Source organism: Streptomyces sp. NPDC059201, assembly GCF_042754585.1.
In the GTDB taxonomy this organism is placed as follows: Bacteria; Actinomycetota; Actinomycetes; order Streptomycetales; family Streptomycetaceae; genus Streptomyces.
Genome location: NZ_JBHZBB010000003.1, coordinates 69,064 through 87,225 on the forward strand (window position 1 = coordinate 69,064; position 18,162 = coordinate 87,225).

Annotated in this window: 16 protein-coding genes and 1 pseudogene; 7 read left to right on the forward strand and 10 right to left on the reverse strand. The window is 70.4% G+C overall.

Features of this window, described 5'->3' with window-relative positions:
- Positions 1-2 precede the first annotated feature (2 nt).
- Entirely contained in the window at positions 3-1,235 is a 1,233-nt protein-coding gene (locus tag ACFXMG_RS10685) for an extracellular solute-binding protein (protein ID WP_383814865.1), read from the reverse strand.
- Between the two features lie 343 nt (positions 1,236-1,578).
- Between ACFXMG_RS10685 and ACFXMG_RS10690 the strand changes: the two genes are divergently transcribed.
- Positions 1,579-2,430, forward strand: coding sequence for a GntR family transcriptional regulator (locus ACFXMG_RS10690; RefSeq protein WP_383814863.1), 852 nt, complete (start codon positions 1,579-1,581; stop codon positions 2,428-2,430).
- 247 nt (positions 2,431-2,677) lie between these two features.
- Here ACFXMG_RS10690 and ACFXMG_RS10695 read toward each other — a convergent pair whose 3' ends face one another.
- Positions 2,678-3,106: a hypothetical protein gene (locus ACFXMG_RS10695; RefSeq protein WP_383814861.1), complete on the reverse strand. Its 429-nt coding sequence runs from the start codon at positions 3,104-3,106 to the stop codon at positions 2,678-2,680.
- 233 nt (positions 3,107-3,339) lie between these two features.
- On the opposite strand from ACFXMG_RS10695, the gene ACFXMG_RS10700 reads away from it, so the two are divergent.
- The 3 genes and pseudogenes from ACFXMG_RS10700 (at position 3,340) to ACFXMG_RS10710 (ending at position 5,613) form a co-directional block, all read left to right on the forward strand.
- Positions 3,340-3,828 carry a hypothetical protein gene (locus tag ACFXMG_RS10700; RefSeq protein ID WP_383814859.1) on the forward strand — a complete coding sequence of 163 codons (489 nt, stop codon included), beginning with the start codon at positions 3,340-3,342 and terminating at the stop codon, positions 3,826-3,828.
- A gap of 97 nt (positions 3,829-3,925) precedes the next feature.
- A pseudogene (locus ACFXMG_RS10705) lies at positions 3,926-4,746 on the forward strand (IS5 family transposase).
- Positions 4,747-4,866: 120 nt separating this feature from the next.
- Positions 4,867-5,613, forward strand: a complete 747-nt coding sequence (locus tag ACFXMG_RS10710; RefSeq protein WP_383814857.1) for a hypothetical protein — start codon at positions 4,867-4,869, stop codon at positions 5,611-5,613.
- A 126-nt stretch (positions 5,614-5,739) separates the two neighbouring features.
- On the opposite strand, the gene ACFXMG_RS10715 is transcribed toward ACFXMG_RS10710, so the two are convergent.
- The 6 genes from ACFXMG_RS10715 to ACFXMG_RS10740 all read right to left on the reverse strand — a co-directional run bounded on the left by ACFXMG_RS10715 (position 5,740) and on the right by ACFXMG_RS10740 (position 9,611).
- Positions 5,740-6,228: a hypothetical protein gene (locus ACFXMG_RS10715; protein WP_383814855.1), complete on the reverse strand. Its 489-nt coding sequence runs from the start codon at positions 6,226-6,228 to the stop codon at positions 5,740-5,742.
- On the reverse strand, positions 6,225-6,815 hold the full coding sequence (locus tag ACFXMG_RS10720) for a hypothetical protein (protein ID WP_383814853.1): 591 nt from the start codon (positions 6,813-6,815) through the stop codon (positions 6,225-6,227). Before ACFXMG_RS10720 ends, ACFXMG_RS10715 begins: the two co-directional genes overlap by 4 nt.
- A gap of 99 nt (positions 6,816-6,914) precedes the next feature.
- Positions 6,915-7,826 carry a hypothetical protein gene (locus tag ACFXMG_RS10725; RefSeq protein WP_383814851.1) on the reverse strand — a complete coding sequence of 304 codons (912 nt, stop codon included), beginning with the start codon at positions 7,824-7,826 and terminating at the stop codon, positions 6,915-6,917.
- Between the two features lie 108 nt (positions 7,827-7,934).
- Positions 7,935-8,447, reverse strand: coding sequence for a hypothetical protein (locus tag ACFXMG_RS10730; RefSeq protein WP_383814995.1), 513 nt, complete (start codon positions 8,445-8,447; stop codon positions 7,935-7,937).
- A gap of 2 nt (positions 8,448-8,449) precedes the next feature.
- Positions 8,450-9,196, reverse strand: a complete 747-nt coding sequence (locus ACFXMG_RS10735; protein WP_383814849.1) for a class I SAM-dependent methyltransferase — start codon at positions 9,194-9,196, stop codon at positions 8,450-8,452.
- 127 nt (positions 9,197-9,323) lie between these two features.
- A complete protein-coding gene (locus tag ACFXMG_RS10740) occupies positions 9,324-9,611 on the reverse strand; it encodes a hypothetical protein (RefSeq protein WP_383814847.1) in 288 nt (95 codons plus the stop codon).
- Between the two features lie 121 nt (positions 9,612-9,732).
- Between ACFXMG_RS10740 and ACFXMG_RS10745 the strand changes: the two genes are divergently transcribed.
- Together ACFXMG_RS10745 and ACFXMG_RS10750 are read left to right on the forward strand one after the other, a co-directional pair.
- Complete coding sequence (locus ACFXMG_RS10745) at positions 9,733-10,788, forward strand: LuxR C-terminal-related transcriptional regulator (protein ID WP_383814845.1); 1,056 nt, start codon at positions 9,733-9,735, stop codon at positions 10,786-10,788.
- A 703-nt stretch (positions 10,789-11,491) separates the two neighbouring features.
- Positions 11,492-15,376 carry a protein kinase gene (locus tag ACFXMG_RS10750; RefSeq protein ID WP_383814844.1) on the forward strand — a complete coding sequence of 1,295 codons (3,885 nt, stop codon included), beginning with the start codon at positions 11,492-11,494 and terminating at the stop codon, positions 15,374-15,376.
- 75 nt (positions 15,377-15,451) lie between these two features.
- On the opposite strand, the gene merB is transcribed toward ACFXMG_RS10750, so the two are convergent.
- Together merB and ACFXMG_RS10760 are read right to left on the reverse strand one after the other, a co-directional pair.
- Entirely contained in the window at positions 15,452-16,438 is a 987-nt protein-coding gene (merB, locus tag ACFXMG_RS10755) for an organomercurial lyase (protein ID WP_383814842.1), read from the reverse strand.
- 87 nt (positions 16,439-16,525) lie between these two features.
- Positions 16,526-17,281, reverse strand: coding sequence for a class I SAM-dependent methyltransferase (locus ACFXMG_RS10760; RefSeq protein ID WP_383814840.1), 756 nt, complete (start codon positions 17,279-17,281; stop codon positions 16,526-16,528).
- A gap of 480 nt (positions 17,282-17,761) precedes the next feature.
- Between ACFXMG_RS10760 and ACFXMG_RS10765 the strand changes: the two genes are divergently transcribed.
- Positions 17,762-18,034: a hypothetical protein gene (locus ACFXMG_RS10765; protein WP_383814838.1), complete on the forward strand. Its 273-nt coding sequence runs from the start codon at positions 17,762-17,764 to the stop codon at positions 18,032-18,034.
- The last annotated feature ends 128 nt before the right edge of the window (positions 18,035-18,162 follow it).

The following is an 18,162-nucleotide window of genomic DNA, read 5'->3' on the forward strand; positions in this document are numbered from 1 at the left end:
CGTCAGGAGCCGCTGTTCAGCGTGGTCGTGATGGACTGCGATGCCTTGGCGGCCTCGGCCTTCGCGTCGCGGCCGGTGAGCACGGCCGTCATGTAGTCCTTGATGGGGTTCTTCGCCTCCACCGCGGCCCACTGAGGGGTGTTGGGGGTCGCGTGCCCGTTCGCGGCACCGACGGCCATGACCGCGGCGCCGGGGTCGGAGGCGACGGCGGTGGCCAGGCTGGTCTTGTTCGGGACGTAGCTCATCGCGAGGGCGAGCTTCGTCTGCCAGGCGTCGCCGGTGAGCTCCTTGATGAAGGTGTACGCCTGGTCCTGGTGCTGAGCGGTGACGGGGACGACCAGGTCGGAACCGCCGGTGAAGACGGCTCCCGGTGTGTCGGCGGTCTTGCCCGGGATGGGGAAGAATCCCAGCTTGCCCTTGAGCGTGGGGTTCTTCTGCGCGATGGTGGCGGCGCCGCCGGGGGTGGCGATGACCTGGGCGACCTGCCCCTTCGCGACGACCTCGGCCTGCAAGGGGCGGGACTCGTCGGAGTCCTTGGGTCCCTTGCCGAGCGCTTGGAGCCTCTTGTAGAAGTCCATGCCCCGCATCGCCTCGGGGCTGTCCAGTCCGCCCTTCCACGCGCCGCCGTCCTGGAGGGCGAGGTCGCCGCCCTCGTCCCAGATGAAGCCCGCGAGGGCGAACCAGTTCTGGCCGGGGAGGTAGATTCCCTGGACGCCGTTCTGGTCGAGCTTCTCCGTGGCGGCGAGCCACTGGTCACGTGTCTTGATCTTCGTGGCGTCGATACCGGCCTTCTGGAAGAGGTCGGTGCGGTAGATGACGACGCGGTTGGCGGCGTAGTACGGGATGCCGTACTGCTTGCCCTCCCAGGCGCCGGGCTCGGCGAGGCCGTCCAGCCAGAACTCGCCACCGAGGTCGGCGACCTTGTCGGTGAAGTCGGTCAGTCCGCCGCTCTGGGCGTACTGGGCGACCTGGGTGTTGCCCACTTCTATGACGTCGGGGGCGTCGTTGCTGGCCAGAGCCGCGGTGACCTTCTCGCCGATGCCCTCCCACTCCTGGATCTGGATCTTGACGTCGATGTCCGGGTGCGCCTTCTCGAAACCGGCCTCGAACTCCTTCTGGAAGGCGTCCGAGACGCTGTCGCGCATCAGCCAGACGTCGAGGACGGTGGGTCCGCCGGCCTCCTGGTCGGCACCCCCGGACGAGGAACAGGCGACGAGGCCGGTACTCAGCAGCATGGCGCCGAGCAGGGCGAGGGGGGCGGTGCTTCACGGTTCACCTCTGGGGAGCGGGGGGGTACGCGGGCAGGGGGTACGGGAGCAGGCGGGTACTGGAGCAGGGGCATGGGAACGGGAGGGCAACCCGGACCTGACCAATCTGCCGCCGGGTGTTTACCAGTTGATGCGGGATGAAGGTGGCATGGACCAATGAAGCCGTCAACCCCTGGCGTGCAGACGGACTTTGACCAGTAGGACGCCCCGAAGCGGTCGGCAAGCCCGAGACCTGCACGAGTGATGCGATCTGACCAGTGGACCAGTTAGAGTTGACCAGCAGACGTCCCGACGACGAACGAGAGCCCGTATGGAGATCGACGCGGCAGCCTCCGGCGCCATGCTCAAACGCGAGCGGGTCCGCGACGCGATCCTCGAACTCATCGAGGCACGGAGCCCCGGCGACGCCATCCCGTCCGAGCGCACCCTCTGCGCCAGACTCGGCGTGTCACGCCCCACCCTGCGCGCGGCGGTCGACGAGCTGGTCGTCGCGGGCCTGCTGGTCCGCGAGCACGGCCGGGGCATGTTCGTGGCCGCGGAGAAGATCACGCAGGAGCTGATCTCCGACCGGAACTCCTTCAGCCTTCCGCAGGCCGGCGGCGTGTGGACCAGCAGACTGCTGGAGTTCAGCACCCTCCCGGCCGGCGCCCGCGTCAGCCGCAAGCTCCGCGTCTCCCCCGCCGCCGAGATCTTCTACGTCGCCCGCCTGCGTCTCGTGGACGGCTCCCCCGTGGCCATCGAGCACCTGCACGTCCGCGCGGATCTCGCGCCCGGCCTGACCAGTGAGGAACTGGAGCAGGGCGACCTCTACGAGCACCTCCGGGACCACCACGGCGTCCAGGTCAGCGAGGCGGTGCAGTCCATCGAACCGACCGTCGTCACCCGCGCCGAAGCCGACCTCCTCGACGTACCCGAGCTCTCCCCCGCCCTCCTCTTCGAGCGGCTCACCACGGACTCCCGCGGCCGCGCGGTCGAGTACGTGCACTCGCTCTACCGGGGAGACCGCTACCGCATCGTCTCGCGCCTCACCCTCAGCGCCCACGACGAGCAGCAGCCCCCGGATCAGGGCCACCACCCGGGCATCCCCCCCGGCGACTTCACGAGCGGCGACCCGGTGACGTTCTCCACCCGCGGCGTCGTCCAGCACCACGGCCAGACCTGAAGGAAGGTGGTGAATCAGCCCCTCACCAGCAACACGCCTCGTACACGAGGAAGGGGTACACCCGGACACTCATCCCGCCGCCGGTCGTACGCCTGGACGTAGAGGAGCGCCCGCCACGGACCGGGTGAGGGCGGTACAGGCAGGGGCAACGGCGGACCGGGTAGTCGTCCAGGCGGCACCAACTGGGGTCCGTCGACACCCGGTATGGGCGCGCCCTGCTGTCGGGGCAGCAGCCACGGCGCTGCCCTTACCTCAAGCTGCGGCGAATCTCTTCGACGAGGAGGCCGTCCTCTTCGGTGAGGCCGAGGTAAGCCCACGAGATGCCGGCGGCAGCGAGCACCTCGGCCATGGTCGCCCTCCCGGGATACTGCTTTTCGAGACAATCGAGCTCGTACACACGTTTCGTGATGCGTTGCTCGGACGCAGCGCGGGCGGCCGCGGCGGCAGCCGCTTCTTCTACCCGCGTGCGCTCGTCCTCCATGGCGATGCGGGCGCCAACCGCCTCCCCCGAGAGAACGTCGAAGGCCATGTTCACGACCTCCAACACCTCCAGGTCAGGCCGCTCGACATGGATCTGGCGGAGTTTACGCTCCAGGACGAGGACGGACTCCTCCGGCAGGATCTCGCGCGCGGAATGCAGGATGCCGCCGAACAGGGCGTCGAATCGGTGAGTCATGCCCGGGAAACTCGGCGTAGCCGCTTCTGGTTACGAGCTCCGCCCTGGTCGCCGCCGACACGCGGGAAGTGCCTCCCGCCCGCCGACTTACTGATCGTTTGAGAATGACTCCGGCCGAAAGCAGCACTCCCATGGCACTTGTGCAGCGGTGTTGGCACCTTGGCCCAAGGCCCTGTACATACGGCCTGAGCAACAGAAGCAGAGCCGGACCGGTCGGACGTAGGAGTGGGTGGATGGGCGCGGATGCGGAGCGGGAGTGCTGGGAGCTGCGCTCGGGAGCCGGCGTGGGTCCGTTGCAGTTCGGGATGTCTCCAGCCGAGGTCGCCCAAGCACTTTTGGTCCCTGGACCGCAGGAACGGGTTGGCGGTCCGTATGCGCAGGAGGACTTCCCGGATGGGGTGAAAGCGTTCTACGACGCGGGCCATCTCGCCTGCGTTGCGCTGGATGCGGTCACCGGTCCGCAGGTCTTCCTGTCTGGCTTCCCGCTGGCGGGAAGCGATCCGGAGCAGGGCCAGCAGTTCCTGCTGGACCACGCTGCGGAGCATGGGAACTGGGTGCTCTACACGCCTGACGACTCGCTTTCCCTGACTGATCTCGGGGTTCTTCTGCGCTCGCAGCAGGTCGGGGCAGTGCGCCTGACGCGTCCGCTCTTCGTGAAGGAGGAGTGGTTGCAGTCGCAGTACCTCCGAGACCACCTTCCGCTGGAGGGCGCCTCAGGCTGAGCGCTCGATCCGGCGAACGACGCCAGACCCTGCACTCAAATCACCATGAGATGCCGCGGGTCTTGTGCCCGACGATCTTGGTCGGCAAGGTGTCCGGGTGCGTGCCGATCTTGTGCCTGCCGACCTGTGGGAGCGGGTGGCCCCGTTGCTGCCACCCGCTCCCGAACGACGCCATCGACATCCCGGGCGGTTGTGTGTTCCTGACCGAACAGCGCTCGCCGGCGTCCTGTTAGTGCTACGGACAGGTGTCGCCTGGCGGGACGTCCCGGCGGAGACTCTGGGCTGTTCCGGCGTGACGGCCTGGCGCCGGCTGCGGGACTGGACCGAGGCCGGCGTCTGGCCACGCCTGCACACCACCCTGCTGACCGAACTCCGCCGCGGGGGTCTGCTGGACCTGGACGACTGCTCCGTGGACGGGTCGCACGTCCGGGCCCTCAAAGGGGGATCACGTCGGCCCCTCACCCGTCGACCGCTCCCGCCCCGGCTCCAAGCACCACCTGATCGTCGACCGTCACGGAACCCCGCCCGCCGTCACCCTCACCGGCGGCAACCGGCACGACGTCACCCAGCTCCTGCCGCTGCTCGACGCCATTCCGCCCGTCCGGGGACTACGGGGACGCCCCCGACGCAAGCCCCGGCATCTGTATGCGGACCGGGGCTACGACTTCGACAAGTACCGCCGCCTGCTGTGGAAGCGCGGCATCAAGCCGATGATCGCCCGGCGCGGCGTCGCCCACGGCTCCGGACTGGGCAAGGTACGCTGGGTGGTTACGCTGGGTGGTCGAGCGTACTTTCGCCTGGCTGCACCAGTTCGAACGGCTCCGGACCCGCTACGAACGGCGCGCCGATCTCCACCAGGGCCTGCTCGAACTGGCCTGCATCCTCATATGCCTTCGCCGCCGCCGGAACTCATTCTGAAACGATCAGTTACTGATTGTTTCAGAATGAGTTGAACTGCGGGCTTCGCACGTGCCGATCTTGGTCGGCAGGGTGTCCCAGGTGCGTGCTGATCCGCCCCCAGCAGTAGGATCCCGGCGCATGACGTCCCCTGTGCACGGCGACTCCGCGTCGTCCCGTCAAGAACTTCCTGCCGGACCCGGTGCTGCCGAGGGCGACGACGCGCTGATCGACATGCTGTGTACTCGCGCGTGGGACCCGGGCCGACGGTTCGACACGGCACCGGTCCCACGCTCGTGGATCGAGGAACACTTCGGCCCGGAGCATCTGGAGCACATTCGGAGCCGGGCGGTCGGTTCCAGTAGTAATGGGATGATCGTGCTCCAGTCGCAAGCCGAGGAGGTGGCGGCCTACTTCGCTGACGTTCCGCGCGGACCGTTGTTTCCGCCGGTCACGCCACCTGAAGTCGAAGCCGCCGAGGACATCATCGGACGTCCTCTGCCGACACTCCTCCGGAGGGTCTACACAGAGGTCGGCGACGGCGGCTTCGGGCCCGGCGGCGGTCTGGCCTCGCTCACCGACGGCCGACGTGCGCCAGGGGACCTGATCGACTGGCCCTGTTCGATCACCAGGCACGAACACGACTGCGCGGCGGGGCTGCCCGGATCATGGCTGTACCTGGCGTCGGGCGGCTGCACGATGCAGTGGCATCTGTCCTTGCTCGCAGCCGGCAACCCGGTGCTGCTCTATGACGCAGACGGCTGGGTGCCAAGCTGGGGCGAGGGCCCCCATGACGGCCTGCGCCACGCGACCGCGTCATTGCGGCAATGGTTGTCGACCTGGGCCAATGGCGGCGACGTCTGGACCAAAGCACCCAGCCTCTCCTAACCGATACACAGAGCTGAACTCGGCTCCGCTCAGCAGCCTCGTCACTCTGAAACGATCAGTTGCACCGCCGGGCTGACCTCCCCCTCCAGGTGCTGGTAGCCGAGCCGGGTTCCCCTTCCTTCATCTCTACCGGGCCGACACCATCGGCAGTGCGGCCGCCTTTCTCCAGACCGCGAGTTCCGCGTCGTCCACGGGGTTCATCTCGCCCTCGTACAGATGCGCGTGGCCGTTCTTCGTCACGTCCGCCCAGGCGTGTGTGGCGAATACGTATGTGGTTCCTTCCTTGAGGCGGGCGGTGGTGCCGGCGTCCAGGCCGTACGTGACGCGTACCGTCCCGCGTACGGTTCCCCTCAGGACTGAGGCGACTTCGACCTGGTAGACGTCCTGCGTCCATCCCTCTACGTCTCGCTGCTCCTCGAACGCCTTCACTCGTCCGGTGAACACGTTCTCGGTACGAGGTGCGGTGCTCTCCGGGTTGGTGGCGTCGTAGCCGCGGAGCACGTGGCCTCCTAGTGGTTCCGTCCACTGGTGGTAGCCGAACCAGCCGCCCACTACCAGCACTCCGGCGGCCAGGGCAGCTGCCGCCAGGGCCGTCGTCTTCTTCTTCATGGTCATCCCCACAGTGCGTGATACGCCTTGACGTCGGACTCGGTCGGGCCGTTGATCTTCTTGCCCGAGATGTGGCGGTAGTCGGCCCACAGGAGGGACGGATACATCCCGTATCCATACTCCTTGTGGCAGAAACCGAGCGCGTGGCCCAGTTCGTGAGCGGCGACCCGCCTGCGGTGCTCGTCCTTGCCGTACCTCTTCCCGGCGTCCAGATAGGCCCTGTTGAGCAGCAAGTGGTCCGTGCCGTGGCGCGCCGCCCACTTGCCGTAGACGTCGAGCCATTCACCGGTCGCGCTGTTGGCGTCCCGCCACTCCACGTCGGCGTACGTCGACGCCCCGTCCAGCACGATCTTCACCCAGTTGAGGGTCCCCGCCGTCCAGACCTTCACCGCGTGCGTGCGCGCGTCATCGAACCTGGACTCGTCGTCCCACGCGATCTCGGTGCCGTCCACGGATGACCGGCCGCGCGAGTCGGACTCGCCCTTCTCGCACGTGTGCGGGGCGGCTGTCCGCGCTCCATGCGCCGGGGCGGGGAGCGACAGCAGAACGGCGGCGGCCGAGGCCGCCGCCAGGGCTAAGGTGTTCGTCCTCATAGTAACCGGAATATAGCGTTCCGTGACCATCGCGTGGGGTCATCCCCTCGAACCCTGGCCTTCCCGCCCTGAGCCGCCCGTTGCGTGAGGGGGTTTCGGTCAGTACATCGGGTGCTGGGGCAGGTGGTGGTCCGGCCAGAAGGGGTCGGGCGGGGGCTGGGGTGGGTTGTTGCGGGCTTCCTCGGCGGCGTTCGCTAGGCGGCTGGGCCATTCCGCCACCCACATCACAGCGACCGTTCCCATCAGGGGCCAGAAGCCGTCGACGTACAGCAGACCCGTGGTCCACACGATGAGCCAGAGCACGAGCGCGTTGATCGACACCAGGATCAGCGACGCGACGCCCGGCACGGGCAGCGTCAGTGTCAGCCGGAACCGCAGATGGAAGAGGGCGGCGACGACGGCGAGCGTCAGCCACGGTGTTCCGGTCGCCTCCACCGTGTCCAGCCACGCCGCCGCGAGCGCCAGGCCCCCGAGGCACAGGAGGAAGCCGGCCAGCGAACGCAGGGCTCCGGCGCGGCGGCGCTTCACCGGCACGGCGAGCACGAGCAGCAGCACCGTCTCCACGGCGGAGACGACGAGGCTGACGGCGACGATGTCCTTGAGTCCGCCGTCGAGCTCGACGTCCAGCCCGAGCCAGGAGCCGAGCTCCGCTCCGGCCCACAGCCCGGCCGGCCCCACCACCGTCAGCATCACGGCCGCCAGCACCATGCCCAGCCCGACGTAGAGGAAGTGCCGGCGCATCGGCGCGAAGAACTCCCAGTCGGAGGTGGACCAGTCGGGCTCCTCCGCCATGCGCCGCTGATTCCGCACCATCGCCCGCCCGAGCATGCGGGTGAGGGGCAGGGGCACGAGCATGACGACGGCGGTGAACACGGCGGCGAGAACCACCGCGGTTCCCACCCGCTCGACTTCCGTGCCGCCGATCCGTAACCCGTCCACGACCTCGACGGCCACCCACACGCCGCCCGTCACGCCCAACAGCCTTCTGAGGACCCGCCCCGTAGTCTTCATGCCCCCAGAATCCCGCTCGGCCCGGCGCGACGGAACCCCACCGACGAACAGTCGCTGATTCCCCGTCAGCGGCGGGCACGGGGGTGGAGGGAGGCCGTGGCGTCGTTGTCAGCGCCCCAGCGCGTACCGGACATACTCCGGGTGGGCCGCACCTACCTCGATACGGTTCTCGTCGAGGCCGTTGACGATCCGCAGGGAGCCACCGGCGAAGGCGAACTCCACCGCCACCGTTCCGGCCGCCAGGTCAGGTCCCGTCGGCCGCCACTCAAGGAGCGCCACCTCTCCCAACTGCCGGCCGACGAAAGGCTCCAGGCGCTCATCTCTGTCGGACCACTGCGGGGTGAACTCGGCCTCATCCCACCCGGCAATGTCCGACGTGATGTCGATCGTGTCCCAGCCGATCGAGAGTTCGTCGAGCTTCCCGTGGCAGACCTCGACCTGGACACCTTCGAAGTCCAGCACCACGGGGCAATCGGCGAACCAGTCCCCGTCCTCGGCGAACCGCACCAGCGCGAACCCCGTCAGCCTCCTGCCGGCCAACGCCGCCAGACGCGGCCCGTGGGCCCTCCGAACCGCATCGACGCCGACCAGGAAAGACGGCTTGAAACCAGAGATCCCCATGTTCACAGCAACGGTTTGTGGGTGACCCAGAGCATCTCTGCCGGCCAGCGGTGGGCCCAGTCCGGCGGATCGGTTCGGTTGTAGCCGTTGGCTGTTCCGGGGTCGGGCCGTGGCTCGATGAGGTCGTCGATGACGAGACCCGCGCTGCGCAGGACCTTGATCCAGTCGCCGTAGGTGAGCTGATAGCTGACCGCGCCCTGGCCTTCGGCGATGGTGTCCAGCCCGAAGTAGTCCTGGTGCAGCGTCGTGGTCACGCGGCCGGCGGCTTCGTCGTAGCAGGCTTCGAACCATGGGCTGGCGACGTTGAACACCAGGCGCCCACCGCGGCGCAGGACGCGTGCGGCCTGCGGAACGGCCAGGTGCGGGGGCGCCCAGCTGAGCCCGCCGTAGTCACAGAACACCAGGTCGAAGCTTTCGGCGGCGAACGGGAGGTGTTCGGCGGCGCCTTGCACCAGCGGGTAGCGGGCCGCCCCCATCGCGCGGGCTGCCGCGGCGAGCTGGGCTTCGGAAAGGTCGAGCCCGATCACGGTGGCGCCCTCGGCGGCGAGCGCCCTCGACCACTGCCCGGCGCCGCAGCCGAGTTCGAGGACGCGCTTGCCGGTGACGTCACCCAGCGCGTGCAGGCGCGCGTCGGGGATGGCGTACGTGCCCCACAGCCGGGGCGCTGCGCCGATCTGCGGGTCGTGCTTGTCCTGGTAGCCGCTGCTGATCTGGTTCCAGAACCGCCGGTTGGCGGAAGTGCTGTCCACGCGCCGACTCAAGCACTGGCTGTTGCGCAGGGTCAACACGATTGTGCTGCGGCCGGGCAGGTTCACCGGTTCACGGGTGTCGTGTGAGTAGGTGATGGCTGCCTGCTGTGAGGCCCAGGGGGCGGCGTCAGGTTTCCTCCTCTGTGGCGAGCAGACGCGTGACCGGTGTGCCGATCAGGGCGGGTGCCTTCGCGGGGCTCGGCCATACGTGGGTGTGGAGGAAGTTCAGGAAGGTCTCGGCTCGCTCGGCGTCGGCGAAGGTCAGGTCGACGAGGATGTAGGCGGGGTCGTCTACGGGGCGGCTCAGCCGGTGCCGGAGGACTCCGGCGTCGCGGCGGGCTTCGGCGAAGCGGTCGAATGCTTGCTTCCATACGGTGTAGTCGGTGATCGCGTGCTCGATGTGCAGGGTGATCATGGCTCCTCCTTCCCCTCGGCGGGGGTCCGGGAGCGATGTCCGGGGCCGTTTCCAGAGTGAGTGACGGCGCCCGGTCGCGTACATCCCAGATCTCTGGGGTATCGGGCCGTACGCTCCGTCCATGGCTCTGCCCGCCTCCCACGCGCGCTCCCGCGAGCGCGTCCTGCGGATCTGCGCGGCCGGCGGGGACGCCCATGCGCTCCGGGTGCGTCTGCTGCGCGAGTTCCGGGGGCTGCTGGGCGTCGACGCCTTCGCGTTCCTGCTGACCGATCCGGTGACCTCGGTGGGGTGTGCGCCGGTGGCGCGGGTCCCCTTCCTGCCGGAGCTGCCCCGGCTGATCCGTCTCAAGTACCTCACCTCCGCCGACCGCTGGACCTCCCTCTCGGGTGCCGCGGCGCTGAGCGGGCTCCCGGAAGGTGACAGGGGGCCGCTGTGGGCGGAGCTGCTGCGCCCGGCCGGGGTACGGGACGTGGCGTCGGCCGTCTTCCGCGACCGCTTCGGATGCTGGGGATTCCTGGATCTGTGGCGGTACGGCGCGGAGTTCGACGTCACGGACCTGGCCTATCTGGACGCGGTCACCGGGGCGGTCACCGGGGCCCTGCGGCGCTCCCAGGCCGCGGCCTTTCCGGTCCGTGCGCCGGGTGCCAGGCGTCCGGGGCCGTTGGTGCTGCTGCTCGGGCCCGACCTGCGGGTCCGCGGCCTGACGCCCGAGGCCCCCGCCTATCTGGCGAGCCTGATCCCGCCGGAGGAGGGCCGGGCGCCGATTCCTGCGGCCGCGTACAACGTGGCCGCACAGCTCCTCGCCGGCGAGGCCGGGATCGACCCGAACCCGGCACGCGCGCGCGTACACCTCGCCGAGGGGCTGTGGCTGACGCTGCGCGCGGCCCGGATCGACGACAGCCGTGACTCTGGGGTGCCACGGTCCGAGCAGCAGATCGCCGTGACGATCGAGGAGACCACCCCCACCGACCGCCTGGACGTGTTCTGCCGGGCCCACGGTCTGACAGCACGCGAGACGGAACTCCTCGTGCTCCTCTCCGAAGGCGCCGACACCGCCACGGCGGCCCACGCGATGTCCCTGTCCGCGCACACGGTCCAGGACCACCTCAAGTCGGTCTTCGCGAAGACCGACACCCACCACCGCCGCGAGCTCCTGGCGCGGGCACTGGGCTCCTGATCGGGTGTCACCACGAGCAGAACGGTACGTGTACACGGCTGCGCTCGGCGCGGCTCGGGCGTGTTCTCGGGCCACGGGTGCCAGCGATGGCGGGGCGGTCAGCCGATTCGGGTGCTGATGGCGGCTGGGCTGAGCGGGCTTGTTGATGTTGGGCATCAGGGCGTCCTGCCACGGGCGGTAGATGCCGCGCTGCCGCCCACGACGGTAACGAGACTCGTGTACGCGGCGCCTCCGTACTTGGTCGCAGCGTCTCCGTTGCCCACGATCACCAGGTCGAACCGGGTAGCTGACGGCACGGGACCCGAGTCGAGATCTTGGCAGCTCGCGCTCAGCGGCCGGCTCTGGTCTCTCGACGGCGACGCGAGCCTGCTCATCGGTGGACCGGCCATCGCGCACTCCGGCCATGCCGGGTACGAGGTGGCCTCCGGGGCCATGATGCCGACCGGCATCGGCGTCGCCGCGATGCTCACCGCCGGGCTCGTCGGCCGGCTTCTCGGCGCCTGCCCGGGCACGGTTGGATTGAACGGCCTCGAGTACGGCTCGGCTGCCGCCCGCCCGTCGGCGGGGGCATGCGTCGCCGCATGGGCCGAAGCGACGCCACCGTTCCGGACCCCCGGCTGGCGGCGCTCCGCCAAGTCACGCCCCGTACGAGCTGTGCTCGGGGGGGGATTGGCTCTGGTGAGGTGTCGGTGGGTGCGACAGGATGTTCGGCCATGGGTGCCCGCGGGGTGGATGCCTGGCGGTGTCTGGGGTGGTGGTGTGCTGCCTCGGGGGGGCCGGAGGGTGGTTCGGTGTGGGTTGCGGGGCGTGTCCGACAGGGGGTGTCAGGGTGAGCGGGTTACCGCTGGTTCCGGAGGATCCGGAGCGGGTTGGGGGGTATTGGCTCGCGGCCAGGTTGGGGGCCGGTGGGCAGGGGGTGGTCTACGAGGCGTATGACGCCGAGGGGGCCCGGGTGGCGGTGAAGGTGCTGCACCGGGATGTGGAGGCGTTCGCGCGGGACCGGTTCGGGCGGGAGGCGGAGGCGGCTCGGCGGGTCGCGCCCTTCTGTACGGCGCGTGTGCTGGAGGCCGCCGTGGACGGCGATGTGCCGTATCTCGTCAGCGAGTACATACCCGGGCCGACGCTGGCCGAGGCCGTACGTACCGGAGGGCCGCTCGACGAGGACGCGACGTGGCGGCTGGCCACGGGAGCGGCCACCGCGCTGGCCGCCATCCACTCCGCCGGTGTCGTCCACCGCGACCTCAAGCCCGGCAACGTGCTGCTCGGCCCCGACGGCCCCCGCATCATCGACTTCGGGATCGCCCGGGCCACGGACATGTCGCTGACGGCCACCGGGGCACTGATGGGGACCTTCGGCTACATGGCTCCGGAGACGCTCGCCGGGAAGCGGGCGACGCCGGCCTCCGACGTCTTCGCCTGGGGAGCGGTCGTCCTGTACGCCGCCACCGGTACCGAGCCGTTCCGTGGCGCGAACATCGCCGAGGTCGCCCATCGCACGGCCGCCGTCGACCCTGACCTGTCCGGCGTCGATCCGCGTCTGCGGCCCCTGTTGGCCGCCGCGCTCGCGAAGGATCCCGTACACCGGCCCGATACTCATGCCCTCCTGATCCGACTCGTCCAGGCCGCCGCCCATGATGCTGTCACCGACGCCGACACCGACGCCGAGCCCGACGCGGATGCGGTCCCTGCCGGGAGTGGACTCAGTCTGCTGCGGGCGGGGGCCGAGCAGGCCGCCGGCGGTGGTCTTCCCCGCACGCCGACTCTGGCCGTCGCGCCGCTGGGCGAGCGCGCCGAGGTCGCGTACGAGGGGCTGTCCGCTCCCGCCCAGGGCGCCGCCGTCGAGCTGCTGCTGCGGCTGGTGGTGCCGGGCAGCGCGGGCGACGGGTCCCAGGACGGCGTGCGGACGGCGGCGCGGAGCGAGCTGTTCGACGGACGTCCCGATTCCGAGCAGCGGGCCATGGCCCTCGCTGTCGAGGGTCTGGCCGCGGCGGGCGCGCTCGTCGTCGACGCCGACGGCGGTACGCGCCCGGTGAGTGCCGCCCTCCTTCCCGCCTGGCCTCGCCTGCGCGGGTGGGTCGACCATCGGCGCGGTTCCGTCGCGCAGTTGCAGCGCCTCGCGCGTGCCACGGAGCGGTGGATCGCCCACGGCAGGCGGGACGACGACCTGCCCACCGGGTCGGAACTGCGGGCGCTGCTCGACTGGTTCGCGACCGTCCCCTCCGACCTTCGTCCGAACCCCGCCGAGCTCCAGTTCCTCGCGGCCGCCCGCAAGGCCGCCGCCCGTGCGGTCCGCCGCCGGCGGCGGCTCCTGTCCGGTCTCGCCGGTGCGACCGTACTCGCGCTGCTGGCCGGCGCGGTGGCCTACGTGCAGAACCGGGAGGCCGAGGCGCGGCAGGCCGAGGCGGAGCGGCGGCAGGCCGAGGCGCAGGCCCGTACCGTGGCCCAGACCGCTCACCACCTGCGGGGCGCAGAGCCCGACACGGCGATGCTCCTGGGGCTCGCCGCGTACCGGATCGCGCCGGTCCCCGAGGCCCTCGGCGCGCTGTACGGCTCCCTCACGCAGCAGACCACCGAGACGATCCCGCTGCCGTCCGTCGACGACGGCGGACTACGGTCCGGCATGTTCCTCACCCAGTCCGGGACCGGACTCATGGCGTTCTCACCTGTCCGGACGACCTTCATCGACCTGACACGGCCGCCGACGTCCCCGCGCGCCCCTCGCACCGTGCGCGTCCTGTCGGGACGGTACGACTGGTCGGAGGGCATTCCCGCGCCGGTCAGCCCCGACGGGGCTCTGCTCCTCCGCCGGACGGGCGAGAACCGCGCCCAGGTCGTCTCGACCACCACCGGTCGGCCGGTGGCGGACTCCTACCTTCTGCCCCTGGATGGCCTCAGGGACGTGACAGAGCTGTCTCTGACCAACACCGGGCATCTCGTGGAGCGAAGCTCCGACGGCACGTCCCGGGTCCGGGACCCCGCAGGGCGGGCCGTCTCCCTCCCCCTGGGATCCGTCCCGGACCGGGGGACGTCCCTAGTGCGCGGCGACATCTCTCCCACCGGCCTCCACGCGCTCGAGTGCGACGCCGACGGCGTCGACATCCTCCGCACGGCCGGGAGCTCCGAGGCTACGCGGCTCTTCGTCCCCCGCTCACCCGACTGCCATCGCACGACGGTCTTCAGCCCGGACGGAAGCATGGTCGCCCGCATGCAGAACGCACCGGAGACGAGCGATGTGTCCCATCCGGTCGCGTACGGGGAGGTCCGGATCTGGAGCACGGACATCCCCGCCACCATCACCCTTCCGGACATGGGCATCCTGGAGGGACGGTTCAGCTCCGGAGGCCGCTTCTTCCTCGGGGCGACCAGCGGCGGCGACATCGAGATCTGGACGACGGCGACCGGCACCCATGTCGGCACCGTCGCCTCATCGGCGAAGGAAGCCAAGAGCCTCTACGAGGTCGACTTCGCCCTGCACGAGCCGACCCAGAGCCTGCTGGTGATGGATCGCGACAACAGGGTGCTGCGCCGGACCGACATCTCGGCCGTCATCGGCTCCGCCCCCGACCCTCAGGACTCCGATACCGAGGTGGTCACGGCCGCGGTGTCCACCGACGGCAGCACCGCCGTCGTCCGCGAAGGCGTGACGGACATGCGTCAGAAGATCGTGGACCTCCGCTCCGGACGCGTCCTGCACACCGTGCCGCAGCGGTGGGAAGAGGTCGCCACCCGGTACGTGAGCAACGCGCTCGATCACGACGGCGGCGTCCTGGCGTTCACGGACTACGACAGCGCGAACCGGCAGCACATCGTCGTGTGGGACACCCGACGGAACAGGGAGATCCACCGGTTCACGCCGGCCGACGACACCGTCCGCCGCCTCACGCTCTCCCCCGACGGACGGTACGCCTCCGTCTACGTCCTGCCCGGTGGGGTCAGCGAGGGCATGGGCGGCACGGTGCAGGTGTGGGACATCCGCGAACGCAAGGAGGTCCACCGGTTCCCGAACGTCACGTCCTACGGACGGTTCAGCCCGGACGGCCACCTGCTCGTCCTGACCTCCGGCGACGTCCTCGACCTGCGCACCCGTCAGGTGCGTACCGCCGCGTGGGGCAAAGCCGTGACGGCTCTGGCCTTCTCCCCCGACGGCGAACTGCTGGCCCTCGCCCTCGACACCGGCGCCGTCGAACTCTGGGACGGAGCGGCCCGGCAGCGCCTCGCCCACCTGCCGGGAGCGGCTCCCCGTCCGCGGAGCGGGTTGGTCGATACCGCGGACGAGCCCGTCTTCTCCCAGGACGGCAAGCTCCTGGCAGCGGTCACGAACGGGGCGGCACGCGTACAGCTCTGGGACGTCGAGGCCCGCGCCGCACTCGGGGAGCCCCTGGACGCGGGCGGCCGCGACATCGACGCGCTCGCCTTCGGCGCCGACGGCACCCTCCGCGTCCTCCAAGGGGCCGCCGCGGTCCCCCTCAGCCTCCTGCCCGAGTCGGCCGCCGCGGCCGTGTGCAAGCGCGCGGGGCGGGACATCACTCCGGAGGAATGGCGCACCTACATCCTCACCGCGCCCTATAGGAAGCTGTGCCAGTTCTGAGAACCGTCAGACCCATCAGACGAATCAGACGACCGAAGCCCATGTCCTGGCCGGCCGTGTCCACGTGTCGGGTGGTCAGGGGGTGAGCAGGGGGCCGAAGGTCCGTACCCCGATCTGTTCGGCCTGGGTCTGGTCGACGACGCGGCCGGGGATGCCCGGGTGTTCGGCGATCCAGGTCGCGGCGGTGGCGTCGCTGGTGAAGAAGTTCAGCGCGTCGCAGCAGGTGGTGGCGGCGGGTCCGCCGCCGGGCCGCTGCCCGATGAACACCACCGCGCTCCGCGGCTCCCACGCGGTCCGCCCGTCCCGGGTGGTGGTGACGGTGACGGGCTCGCCGGTCACCGGGTCGGTGGAGGCGATCACGACGTCCGTGTCCAGCATGGCGGCGATGCCGAGCGCGTCGATCGCGCACATCGACCACACTTCCACGCCGCCGGCGAGGCGCACATGGTGGCGGGTGGGTACGGCGGAGAAGGGGTACGCCGCGCGGATCCGTCCGGTCTCGTCCAGGGTCAGGAAGTCCTCGCGGGCGAGCTCGGTCAGCACCTCCCCGGCCGTGCGTCCGGCCGGGCCGGCGGCCTCTTCCAGTTCGGCCGGCGCGGGGGCGGTGCCGGTGGCGGCGAAATGCCGGAGCACGGCCTGGTGCACCGCCCGCAGGCCCCGTTCGGCGGGCGCGCGGCGGCCCCGGCCGCCTCGGCCGACCATGTCGAGCGGATCCTCCGCCGTGCAGCAGTCGCCCTGCGCGGACGGCTGCGAGCGGCGGGTACCGCCGTCGAGCGCCTCGCGCAGCGCGGTCACGCTCGGGGCGCCGGATACGGATCCGTCGCTGCCGTCCCGGTAGAGGCGGCACGACACGCTCGGCTCCGCCCCCTCCGGTGCGAAGGGGTCGACCCCGTCCAGCAGGATCGTCGGAGAGCCGCTCATCCCGTACGCGGCGGCCTGCGCCTCGTCGTGGACCTCCAGCAGCTCCACCTCTGCCTCTCGGCCCGCCAACGCGGCGTTGACCCGCTCCACCGCGAGCGGGGCGTTCGGGCACCCCGGAACCGTCAGCACCGTGATCCGCATCCTGCTGTCCTCCCAGGTCATCGCCGTTCGACGCCGTTCATCTCGTCGTCCTGATGCGGAGGCTAGACCTTCCAGTGTGCTGGAAGGTCAAGGCGTAGCCTCCGTGGCGCGGATGACGATCAGTGAGCCCTCGTAGGTCGGGCGGGTGCGGAGGTGGCCGAAGCGTGTGTCCCAGGCTCCTGAGGCGAGGTCGCGGCGGAGGGTGCGGTCGAAGTGCTCGCGGGCGTCGTCGTCGACGAAGCTCCAGGCGGAGCATGCCTGCCGGGCGGCCGGGTCGAGAAGCATCTCGGGGCGGCCGTAGTACGCCTCGTTGAAGCCGTCGGTGCAGTCGAGCGGGATCGGTACGGCCTCGATGGAGACGGTGCCGCCCAGCGCTGCCGCGATCCGGTCGACGGGCGGGTAGCGGAGGGCTTCGGTGTCGAGGACCGCGGGGGCGTACGCGTACAGCCAGAAGTCCCGGACGAGCGTGGGGTCGCAGGTGAGGATCACGACGGGGCCGCTGGTCACGCGGCGCATCTCCCGCAGACCGGCCGTGACGTCGCTCCACTGGTGGACGCTGAACAGGGTCATCGCCGCGTCGAAGGAGCCGTCGGCGAAGGGCAGGTGCTCGGCGACGGCGTCCACGGCCGGGTTGAGTCCGTTCGGGCGTCGGGCCCGCATGAAGGCCGACGGCTCGACCGCCGTCACCGTACCGCCGATGTTCTCGTACGAGCCCGCGCCGGCACCGACGTTGAGGACGGTCCGGCCGTCCCCCAGGGCTCTCGCGATGAAGCGGGCGACGCGTCCGTCCGGGCGGCGGTAGGTGGAGTGGCCGGCGATGCCGTCGTAGGTACGTGTCGTCATCTGTCCGACCTCGCCTCGTGAGCAGGAACAGCGGATGCGGAGGGAGGGGTGGGCCCGCCCCGGGACGGCGCATGCGGGTGCTCCGCGGCGCTGCCCGCGTCACTATCTTGCATCTGCGAGGGCATCCGCACAATGCGCTCATGAATGCCTGGATGAATGCCCGTGTGGGTCTGCATCTGGGATTTGGAGGTGTCGACGGAGGGGTCGGGCGGGGCGGGCCATCCGGGCCGTACGTGCACTCGTCGGACGGAGGTTGTAAAGGGCCCCTGCGCGCAGAACACCGCGAACAGCGCGCAGGGCCCTTCCGGTCGGCCGGCCGAGGACGGCGAGAGCCACTCCTCCGCCTCGGCGGCGACGCAGCCCAGTCAAGCAGCCTGCGCCCTGCCGAGGCGATTGGACCCAGACACAGAAAATGGCCCTCTCGCACGGCATCCGTACAGTGGATCATCTAAGAGGGGGAATGGCCTTCTAGGGGCCCATATGCAAGGTGAGTGTGCGATTGCGTCTGGCGCGTCGAAGAAGAACGGGAAGCTGCCCGGGATCGTCGCGGCGACCGGAGGCGGCGGCTACAGGGCCGACTTCGGCTGGGCCGAGCTCGACCCCGGCTTCGCCAAGTCCCGTGTCCTGCTGGCGGTGTCGGAGGATGACAAGCCGTTCGAGGCGGCGGAGGTCTCCGAGCTCAACCAGCTCTGGGTCGGCACCGTGGACACACTCGTCGACGCCGACTCCGAACCCGCGCGTGCCGGGAGCTGACACCGACGCGGGCGCGGCGGACTCCGGCCGGGGCGACCGACCCCGAAGCGGTACGTCCCCTGATGGCGGCGCATCTCCCGATGACGCTGCGGCCCCCAGCCACCGCGGCGTCTCGCGCCGCGCGCTGT

Bases quoted from the DNA above. Each gene is read 5' to 3' on its own strand.
- ACFXMG_RS10685 (WP_383814865.1), bottom strand. From the start codon at position 1,235: ATGCTGCTGAGTACCGGCCTCGTCGCCTGTTCCTCGTCCGGGGGTGCC.
- ACFXMG_RS10690 (WP_383814863.1), top strand. From the start codon at position 1,579: ATGGAGATCGACGCGGCAGCCTCCGGCGCCATGCTCAAACGCGAGCGG.
- ACFXMG_RS10695 (WP_383814861.1), bottom strand. From the start codon at position 3,106: ATGACTCACCGATTCGACGCCCTGTTCGGCGGCATCCTGCATTCCGCG.
- ACFXMG_RS10700 (WP_383814859.1), top strand. From the start codon at position 3,340: ATGGGCGCGGATGCGGAGCGGGAGTGCTGGGAGCTGCGCTCGGGAGCC.
- ACFXMG_RS10710 (WP_383814857.1), top strand. From the start codon at position 4,867: ATGACGTCCCCTGTGCACGGCGACTCCGCGTCGTCCCGTCAAGAACTT.
- ACFXMG_RS10715 (WP_383814855.1), bottom strand. From the start codon at position 6,228: ATGACCATGAAGAAGAAGACGACGGCCCTGGCGGCAGCTGCCCTGGCC.
- ACFXMG_RS10720 (WP_383814853.1), bottom strand. From the start codon at position 6,815: ATGAGGACGAACACCTTAGCCCTGGCGGCGGCCTCGGCCGCCGCCGTT.
- ACFXMG_RS10725 (WP_383814851.1), bottom strand. From the start codon at position 7,826: ATGAAGACTACGGGGCGGGTCCTCAGAAGGCTGTTGGGCGTGACGGGC.
- ACFXMG_RS10730 (WP_383814995.1), bottom strand. From the start codon at position 8,447: ATGGGGATCTCTGGTTTCAAGCCGTCTTTCCTGGTCGGCGTCGATGCG.
- ACFXMG_RS10740 (WP_383814847.1), bottom strand. From the start codon at position 9,611: ATGATCACCCTGCACATCGAGCACGCGATCACCGACTACACCGTATGG.
- ACFXMG_RS10745 (WP_383814845.1), top strand. From the start codon at position 9,733: ATGGCTCTGCCCGCCTCCCACGCGCGCTCCCGCGAGCGCGTCCTGCGG.
- ACFXMG_RS10750 (WP_383814844.1), top strand. From the start codon at position 11,492: ATGTTCGGCCATGGGTGCCCGCGGGGTGGATGCCTGGCGGTGTCTGGG.
- merB (WP_383814842.1), bottom strand. From the start codon at position 16,438: ATGCGGATCACGGTGCTGACGGTTCCGGGGTGCCCGAACGCCCCGCTC.
- ACFXMG_RS10760 (WP_383814840.1), bottom strand. From the start codon at position 17,281: ATGACGACACGTACCTACGACGGCATCGCCGGCCACTCCACCTACCGC.
- ACFXMG_RS10765 (WP_383814838.1), top strand. From the start codon at position 17,762: ATGCAAGGTGAGTGTGCGATTGCGTCTGGCGCGTCGAAGAAGAACGGG.